This window comes from Micromonospora sp. KC606, from assembly GCF_004348675.1.
Lineage (GTDB): Bacteria > Actinomycetota > Actinomycetes > Mycobacteriales > Micromonosporaceae > Micromonospora.
The window spans coordinates 1-8,460 of record NZ_SMKN01000248.1; the positions used below are offsets into that span (position 1 = coordinate 1).

At 67.2% G+C, this 8,460-nt stretch carries 9 protein-coding genes and 1 pseudogene; 5 read left to right on the plus strand and 5 right to left on the minus strand.

What is annotated here, in order from left to right; genetic code table 11:
• Positions 1 to 225: 225 nt before the first annotated feature.
• From E1193_RS27970 to E1193_RS32615, 3 genes are all read right to left on the minus strand, one after another.
• Positions 226 to 2,673 carry a tetratricopeptide repeat protein gene (locus tag E1193_RS27970; RefSeq protein WP_132186169.1) on the minus strand — a complete coding sequence of 816 codons (2,448 nt, stop codon included), beginning with the start codon at positions 2,671 to 2,673 and terminating at the stop codon, positions 226 to 228.
• Between the two features lie 133 nt (positions 2,674 to 2,806).
• Positions 2,807 to 3,265 (minus strand): hypothetical protein, encoded by a 459-nt coding sequence (locus tag E1193_RS27975; protein WP_132186170.1) that lies wholly within the window; start codon positions 3,263 to 3,265, stop codon positions 2,807 to 2,809.
• Positions 3,262 to 3,447 carry a hypothetical protein gene (locus E1193_RS32615; protein ID WP_207922895.1) on the minus strand — a complete coding sequence of 62 codons (186 nt, stop codon included), beginning with the start codon at positions 3,445 to 3,447 and terminating at the stop codon, positions 3,262 to 3,264. Before E1193_RS32615 ends, E1193_RS27975 begins: the two co-directional genes overlap by 4 nt.
• A 442-nt stretch (positions 3,448 to 3,889) precedes the next feature.
• Here E1193_RS32615 and E1193_RS27985 point away from each other — a divergent pair, with 442 nt between their 5' ends.
• Positions 3,890 to 4,345: a GNAT family N-acetyltransferase gene (locus E1193_RS27985; protein ID WP_132186171.1), complete on the plus strand. Its 456-nt coding sequence runs from the start codon at positions 3,890 to 3,892 to the stop codon at positions 4,343 to 4,345.
• 251 nt (positions 4,346 to 4,596) lie between these two features.
• Positions 4,597 to 5,012 (plus strand): annotated as a pseudogene (locus E1193_RS27990) (transposase); the annotation flags it as partial.
• A 43-nt stretch (positions 5,013 to 5,055) separates the two neighbouring features.
• On the opposite strand, the gene E1193_RS27995 reads toward E1193_RS27990, so the two are convergent.
• Complete coding sequence (locus tag E1193_RS27995) at positions 5,056 to 5,934, minus strand: LysR family transcriptional regulator (protein ID WP_132186172.1); 879 nt, start codon at positions 5,932 to 5,934, stop codon at positions 5,056 to 5,058.
• Positions 5,935 to 6,086: 152 nt separating this feature from the next.
• On the opposite strand from E1193_RS27995, the gene E1193_RS28000 reads away from it, so the two are divergent.
• From E1193_RS28000 to E1193_RS28010, 3 genes are all read left to right on the plus strand, one after another.
• The gene (locus E1193_RS28000; protein ID WP_132186173.1) at positions 6,087 to 6,341 is read left to right on the plus strand and encodes a hypothetical protein; all 255 of its coding nucleotides are present in this window, start codon (positions 6,087 to 6,089) and stop codon (positions 6,339 to 6,341) included.
• Positions 6,342 to 6,619: 278 nt separating this feature from the next.
• Entirely contained in the window at positions 6,620 to 6,769 is a 150-nt protein-coding gene (locus E1193_RS28005; RefSeq protein WP_132186174.1) for a multicopper oxidase domain-containing protein, read from the plus strand.
• 153 nt (positions 6,770 to 6,922) lie between these two features.
• The gene (locus E1193_RS28010; protein WP_207922896.1) at positions 6,923 to 7,420 is read left to right on the plus strand and encodes a hypothetical protein; all 498 of its coding nucleotides are present in this window, start codon (positions 6,923 to 6,925) and stop codon (positions 7,418 to 7,420) included.
• Between the two features lie 415 nt (positions 7,421 to 7,835).
• On the opposite strand, the gene E1193_RS28015 is transcribed toward E1193_RS28010, so the two are convergent.
• Complete coding sequence (locus E1193_RS28015; protein WP_207922897.1) at positions 7,836 to 8,285, minus strand: GNAT family N-acetyltransferase; 450 nt, start codon at positions 8,283 to 8,285, stop codon at positions 7,836 to 7,838.
• Positions 8,286 to 8,460: the final 175 nt, after the last annotated feature.

Here is an 8,460-nt window from a genome sequence, read left to right on the forward strand (position 1 = left end):
CACTCGACTAGTCGTCGGCAACGTCAGATGTCTATAAGAGACAGCCCTTGACGGTGCTGGGAATCCTGGCTTCCGGCCCGTACGGCACTGGGCCCGGCAGCGCCAACAACATCGCCACCCGGATCACCCAGGCGGCCTTCAACAACCTGATGACGTGGCGCTGAGTCCTCGCGCACCAGCCGCTCTCAGGGCAGTGGACAAACCACTGCCCTGAGAGCTCTCGGGTCAGGCGGGCACGGACCCGAGTCTGGCCCGAACCTGTTCGGCGTCCAGGTGACCCAGTTGGTCCAGGATCTCCAGTGCGCGGTGCCAGGCGTCGCGGGCGAGAGTCGGCTCACCGGCGGCCTGGTAACTGTCGCCGAGATGGGTGAGTGTGGTCGCCTCGTAGTAGCGCTCCGCCGCGTCCCGCCACAGGGCGAGCGCGTTCTCATAGCAGTCGATCGCCTTCGACTGACGTTCGAGCCGGTAGTGCACGTAGCCGAGGCTGTCCCAGGCGTGTGCCTGCCAGTACCGGTTGCCGATCTGCTGTTGCAGCGCCAACGCCTGGGTGCAGTGGTCGAGGGCCTGCTGGTAGTTGCCCAACTGGCAGTGGTACCAGCCGATGTTGTTCAGCGCGTTCGCCTCCCCGCTGATGCTGCCCGCCGATGCGAACAAGCCGAGCGCCTGCTGAGCGTGATGGAGAGCGGCCTGATACCGGCTTTGGCGTTCGGCCAGGATGCCGAGGTTCAGGTAGGCACGGGCGCTACCGACGGCATTGCCAAGCTCGGTGTTCAGAGCGAGCGACCGCTGCAGGTGCGAGTGGGCCTCGTCGTAGTGCTCCAGCCGCAGACACGCCACGGCTCGGTTGCGGTGGGCTCGTGCCTGGCCGTCCCGGTCGCCCACCCGCGTCGCGGCGAGCAGGGCCAACTGCTGGACGGTCGACTGTTCCTGCCAGGCACCGAGCCGGTCGAGGTAGGTGTTGATTGTCCAGCCGAGTTGCCAGGCGTGGGTGTCGAAGCGGGATTCGGCGGCGAGGGCGACGGCGGCCAGCAGGACCCGATGCTCCCGGGCGAGCCAACTCCACGCCTCGTCGCGGTCGGCGATCGGGGTGACCACGACACCGGGTCGGGCCACGGCCAACTCGATCGGGTCCCGCTGGTCGTAGACCAGCAGGCTCGCGGCGTAGGCGGTGTGCAGGTAGTGGTCGAACAGCCGGCTGAGCGCCTCCCGACGTACCGGATCCGGGTCTTGCCCGGTCACCCGCTCGGCTGCGTAGGCGCGTAGCAGATCGTGCAGGACGAACCTTCCCGGCAGTTGCTCGGCGACGAGGTTCGCGCGGACCAGCGCCGCCAGCAGGTGGTGTGCCTGGCTGACGGGGATGCCGGCGAGGCTGGCGACCGCCGGACCGGAGATGTCCGGTCCGGGGTGCAGCCCGAGTAACCGGAACAGTCTCGCCGACGCCGGGCTTAGGTTCCGGTACGACCATGAAAAAACGGCGCGGATGTCGGCCGCCTCGTCGCCATAGGTGAATCCGTCGAGATTGCCCGGCCCGGTCAACTCGTGCGCGAGTCGGCGGAGACTGAGGGCGGGATGGGCGGCGGCACGTCCCGCCACGATGGCCAGCGCGAGTGGTAGCCCTGCCGACGCGGCGACAATCGTGTTCGCCGCGTCCGGCTCGTTCTCCAGCCGATCCGTGCCGAGTCGCCGCGACAGCAACTCGTGCGCCTCCATCGTGGAGAGCGGGTCGAGAACGAGCGGGCTGACGCCGTCGATGGCGACGAGTCCCGGCAGGTGACTACGGCTGGTCACCACCACGACACAGCGCGGCGAGTTGGGTAGCAGAGGGCGGACCTGGTCAGAGTCGCCGGCGTTGTCGAGCAGGATGAGGATCCGCTTGTCCACCAGCAGGCTGCGGAACAGCCCGGACCGGGCGTTGAGCCCCGCCGGGATGCGCTGCGCCGGCACTCCGAGGGCTTCAAGGAACTCGCGAAGCACCTCCGCCGGGTTCGCCACCTGCCCGGTCGGATCGAATCCACGGAGGTTGGCGTAGAGCTGTCCATCCGGAAACTGATCCGCCACCTGGTGCGCCCAGTGGACCGCCAAGGCGGTCTTGCCGATTCCCGCCGTCCCGCTGACCAGCGATACCAGCACCGTGCCCGGCGGGCCCAGCCGGTGTGACAGCAGCCCGGCCAACGCGGTGAGCACGGCCTTGCGGCCCACGAAATAGGGTACGGCCGCAGGCAGGTGCCGGGGGGTCACATAGTCGAAACCAGCGGCGCGTGGCTCGGGTGGCGCCGGTGCAGGTCCTCTGGACTGTGTGCTGCCATCAGGGTGCCGGCCGAGTTGGGTACGGGCGGCGGCGCAGAGGCGTTCCTTTGAACGGGCGGCGTCGATGATCCTGAGCAACCGCCAGTGCGTTGCGTCCCATCGATGCATGTCCCGCAGTTCGGTCGGCAACCGTATCCCCGCCTGGTCGGCATGGGCCAGGCATGCCTCGACGAACGACATGACGAACGGCCACTCGGGCAAAGACTTGGCGTTGAGTTTGTCGCTGAGGGTGGAGCGGGCCAACGGGTGTGGCAGCGTCGCTGACAGCGCGACCAGCGTGTTCAGCGACGGGGATCCGGATAACTGCCGGAGGCGCTTGAGTTCGCCGACGAACCGGGCCAACGCCTCCGGGCCGGTTTCACTCATGCGCTACACCTCACTCTACGCCTGGGGACATCGTTGATCGGTTTTCCCGAGGCGTTGACGCCGGCTCGCAGCCGACCCGGCTCAATCTAACCAGGAAACTATCGATGACGTGGCTGGACCAGTCCGGGGAACATCAACCGCTCCCCCGAAAGCGGGGGTGGCTCAGTGAAAGTCCACTACGGATGTCATCTGCGGCGTTCACCGGGCCTTCTGGCGGCCGGAGCCCCACCAGGCCAGCAGGCGTCGCGCGAAAGCTGGGGTGATGTGGTGTCCCTGGCGGTAATCCGGAGTCGCCACGGATCTCGGCCGACAGGTAATTGCCGAGATCGTCCGCATCGGCAGCGTTGGTCGATCTTGCCAGGAGCGGTCCGGTCAGGCAGTCGGACTCGTCGACGTTGGTCTGCGGGTTGTAGACGCCGACGAAGTCCCACTCGTGGAGCAGCCGCCGGAGGCCACCCGCTTGTTGGTCTGCGCTGCTGTGCGCCAGGTTCATGAGGGCGCGTGCCTTCGGTGGGCGCAGCGTCTCACCGGCCTCGTCCTCGAAGACCAGCCACGCCTGCCGCTGCGCCGCCACCGTTTTCCCGCCGGTCACGTCTCCCGCCGCCAGGTCGAGATCGCGGCCTCGTCACGCTCGACCGCCCGATGCGCGGAGAGCTGCACCGACCAGCCAAGCCGGTACTCATCGCGGCCTGAGGCCAGTACATCACCTTGCAGACAGTCGGGCGCATCCGAGAACGGCACGAATCCAACGACTGCCCGCACCTGCCGCAGCAAGTGGTAGCCCTCCTCGGGCACAAGCCACGGCAAGGCCCGCTCGGTCCACCGCCATTCAGGACGACCTGTGCGCGGCCACTGTGCGTAGGAGTGCCATGGGCATCAGCGAGAGTCTGATACCCCGGTCGACTGGAAGCTTCTCACTGGCGGAGTCTGGAGGCGGTGCGGACACGAAGTGGCTGCGCTTGGACCAACCGACGGCGCTGTCGACGGCAGTCACCAGTACCCGTCGGACTTCAGATCCTTAATCATCTCTGCGTCACCGAGGTGTCCAGCTCTACGACGGGCGGCCAGAGGTTGGAGATAGGCATGCCGAACCCTTGGATCGCGATGACCGCGTTGCTCAACGCTATGCGAGCCGCCGTCCGTCGCGGCGTGCGCTGGTGCTGGCGGCGCGGTGAGCGACCACACAGGCAGTTTTCGACTCGGTAAGTTGTCGGTCATGACGGACGTACGGTTGGAGCCGATGACCGAGGATCAGTACAAGCCGTGGCGGGCCGAGGCCGAGGCGCACTACGCGCAGAGCGTCGCCGCGTCGGGCCAGTCGGCGCAGGACGCGGCCCGCGACGCCGCCGACACCTACGCGCAGCTGCTTCCCAACGAGTCCGCCACCGCTGGCCACCATTTCTGGTACGCCTACGACGGCGACCGCCGGGTCGGCTTCCTCTGGGTCAAAGTCACCCACGACACCGCGTTCGTCTACAACCTCGCCGTCGAACCCGACGTACGCCGCCAGGGCTACGGCCGCGCGATCATGCTGGCCGCCGAGCGCTGGTGCCATGACAACGCGCTGACCAGAATCGGTCTGCACGTCTTCGCCCACAACACCGGCGCCCGGGCCCTCTACGAGCAGCTGGGCTTCACCGAGACCGGCCGCAACATGGCCAAAGACCTGTGACCGCGATTTGCCCGACCGCCCGGCTTTTCGACCTCCTGCGACCCGCCGGAGGTGCTGATTCTCGGTAGTGGACTCGTGCAGCTCCGAGGTTGTTTCTGTCACGAAACGGCCGTTCTGTCAAGGTAAACGGCTTCGTCCACATTCGGCTTTGTCTCACGTTCGGTGGTGACCGAAGGTAGTCGATGTCGTTGAAGTCATGTGTGCAAGATGGGTGACCCTGCGAAGTGGTCTTCTCGGGGCTGCTGCCGCTAATGATCGACGATGTGGCGGACAAGGGCGATCGGATCCTGGTGCGGGCTCGGACTCCCGAGGGGGTGGACGACTTTCGCGTGGCGGCGACGCCAGCGTTACGCCACCGTCCTGACCGACGCGGTCACGCGTGAGCGCGTCGATCTGCTGCCCGACCGTAAGGCCGCAACACCGCAGACGTGGCTGCGTGAGCATCCCGGTGTCGAGGTGGTGTGCCGGGCTCGGCTCCTGCGGCGCATACGCCGAAGCGGTCCGCCACGCCCTGCCCGCCGCGGTGCAGGTGGCGGACCGCTGGCATCTGTGGCACAACCTCGCCGAGGCCGTGCGTAAAGAGGTCACCGCGCACAGCTCATGCTGGGCGCTGCAGGACGGCATACGGACCGTGACCACCCGGCAGCGGTGGCAGCAGGTCCACGACCGGAATTCCCGGTAGGTCTCCGGGAAGAACTGGCAGGTAACCACTACAAGCGACGGAAGTAGTCGCTCGCGAAGTCGGTCAACCGCTGCGCCGCGGCGGAGAAGTAGGTGTCCGCGCGCCAGACCAGGGTCAGGACGCGGTGGCAGTCCGGGACGTCCAGATGCATCCAGGCGCCCGGCAGATAGGTGCTGGCGCTGCGGGAGTACGCGGGCACCAACCCAACGCCGAGGCCCGCGCTGATCAGGTAGCCGGTGGCGCCGGGCTCGTCGCTCTCGCAGACGTACTCGGGGCGTAGTCCGGCCGCCGCGAACAGCCGGTCGGTCAGCTCGCGCGGCCAGTAGCCGGGACGGGTGGTGACGAACGGTTCGCCTGCGATGTCTTCCAGCCGCACGCGTTCCCGCCCAGCGAGCCGATGTCCCTGCGGCACACCGAGCAGCGCGTCCTCGCGCAGCAGTTCCCGCGTCCGCAGGTTCGGTCCTGGCAGCGGCTGGGAAGCGAGACAAAGATCGACCTCGCCAGTGTGCAGCTGTCTCGCCATTGTCACGGCATCGGACTGATAGAGCCGGATATCGACGCCTGGGTGCGCGGTGCGGAACTCGGTGATCACCCCGGTCACAGTGAGCAGGGTTTCCGCGGCGATGGCGATGCTGCCGTGCTCGAGGCCTGCGGCGTCGCCGAGCTCGCGGCGGGCATCGTCCAGTTCGCGCAGTGCCCGGTCGACGCGGCGGAGAAACCCGGCGCCGAACCGGTTGAGTCGCAGCCCACGCCCCACCCGGTCGAACAGCGGCACGCCGAGGTCGGCCTCCAGCCGGGCGATCGCGCGGCTGAGCGAGGGCTGTGCGACGCGAAGCTCGGCGGCGGCCTGACTGAGGTGCTCGCGGCGGGCCACCGCCTGGAAGTAGCGGAGCTGCAGCAGATCCATATATAGCCCAGGCATCATGAATAAATGCAGGATTTGGTCTTGGACAGCATAGAACGTTGTCCGCGACCCTGTGTACGTTGACCACCCACCCGGAAGGAGATCATGATCACCACCGAGATGCACCGAAGAAGAGGCGCCCCGGGGGCACGGGGGTGTTCGTCCGCATCGCGAGCTTCGCCCACCGCCGCAGATGGCACGCCCTGACCGTGGGGGTGGCCCTCCTGGCCTGCGTCTGGGCCGCCGCGTCGGTCGCGGGCGACGACTACCGCAACAGCCCATCTCTCCCCGGCACCGAGTCGCAGCAGGCGGCCGACCTGCTGGCCGAACACGGCGTCGCCCGCGCCGGGGACACCGTCGAGACTGTCCTGCACCACGACTGCGCGAGCCCGGCGTCGAGCAGCGTGTGACGGACATGCTCGACGCCGTCGCCGGACTACCCAAGGCCGGCTGAGTCCACAGCCTGCACGACCGCGCCGACGCGATCTCCGCAGACGGCACGATCGGCTTGGCCACCGTGACGCTCGACGCGTGGTGGCGGCGATCTTCGTGGACGCGGCCGTCATCCGCTGCCTGATCGTCCCGGCGGCGATGCAGCTGATGGGCCGCCACGGCTGGTGGCTGCCTGCACCGCTGGCCCGACTGTTGCCGAAGGTGGAGCTATGGCACCCCCTGTATCAACCTCCGGATGGGAACAGGCCGCGCCGGGTGTGGCGGTGATGGCTCGCTGGCTCGAAGCTTCACCCGGCTCGACGGCTACCGCAGCCGTTGCATGTTCCACTGCCACAACATCGAACACGAGGGCATGGGCATGATGGCCAACTTCGACGTCATCTGAGCGATACCCGCCCGCGACCACGGGCGGCGGTTACATACGCCCTATCGCCGAGGTTCCTTCGTCTGTCGTCGCTCGATCTGCTTCCGCGACGGTACTCCTACTGAATCATGGGCGGATGATCCGTCCCCCCGAAGTGAAAGGAGAACAATCCGCATGCAAAACAACAACAGGAGCGCCAAGGCGGCCTTCATGAGGTTCTTCGCCGTGCCACTCATCACCGTCGCAGTCGCCGGCTGCAGCGCAGAAACGACTGAGGCGGAGGCCCAGGCAGGCGATCGGGTCGAGATCCTCGAACTCGAGGTCGAGAACGATCAGTACGCGGCTCTCGATCTTGGCCCGGCGGGGTTGAGCCTGGGTGACATGGACGTCTACTCTGGCAACGCGGTAAGGGACGGACGCAAGGTTGGGCGCGGGGGCGGCTCGTGCCAGGTCATACATATCGATGGCAAAAAAATCACCATGCAGTGCTTGATCACGATGGAGCTCGAGCGCGGCTCCGTAACAATGCAGTCCCTCTGGGCAAGAGGCGCAAACCCGCTTGACATGGCCGTCACCGGCGGCACGGGCGCGTACCGCAACGCGCGGGGTACAATTCGCTTTTGGGACATCGCGACTCCGAGTGAGCGGGTGCGCGCCGAGATTATCCACTGATACGTAGCCGGTCGGCACGGTCGGACCGGGCAGTTCCTCATCGTGAAGGTGCCCATAGCGTTCGACCAGCCCCGACTGCACGTTATCGGTAACCCGCAGCTGACAGGGCGTTCGGGCTGAGATGGCGCTCAGCGTTCGGGACTCGGGCTAGTCGCCGGGGCAGCGCGTATCGCCGCCGCTGTGCTCCTGGCAGATCGTCGGAGGGGGAGGCGGGGCGGAGCGACATCTCGGTACGCCCTGGCGGCGACCGGCACTGCGAGTACGCCGAGACCGAGCGCGATGATCAGGTAGACAGCGGCGGCGCCTACGCCAGGTGTTGATCGCTCGCCGGTCGTGGTTCGCGACGGCGGGTTGCGGTCAGCCTCAAGTCGACGTCGTGACCGCCGTCCGGCCGCGACTGACCCCAGAGCCGCGGTCAGAGGGATCGGTCGAAGACCATCATGTCCTTGCCAGGCCCGTCATAACCTACGACCGGCCCCGTCACCGCGAACCCCATGCTCTTGTGAAAGGCAATCGAACCGGCGTTCACGGGAGAGGTGATCGCCCCCACACGGCTGGACCCGGCCGCTCGCGCGAGCGCGAAAAACTCCTCGTAGAGGCGGCGGCCGAGCCCGTAGCCACGAGCGGAGGGCGCGACGCCGACGAAGTGGATGTAGGCACGGCCGGGTTGCGAGGGCGAGAGCATGCCGATGAGAAAGCCGGTGAGCGCGCCGACGTGGTCGCGCGCTACCAGACTGGTTCGGTTGAAATGATCGAGGAAGAGGCGGGGCAGCGAGTCGGAGATCGCGCGCCCCCACCAGTCGTTGACGATGGCGATGATCTCGTCGTAGTCCGCGGCCCGCGCGGGGCCCAACTCCATGTCCATGACCCGGATCATGGGACGCGTGTCGACTGCTTGTCGAGCGCCGTCCACCCTGTACCGTGCCATACCTCGTCGGACAGGCTGTGAGCTGGAAGTTCTCGGCTCGCGCTGATGATCTGCGGTATGACCGTGCGGTTGCTGCACCTGGGAATGATCAGCTGTTCAGCGGACTGGGATT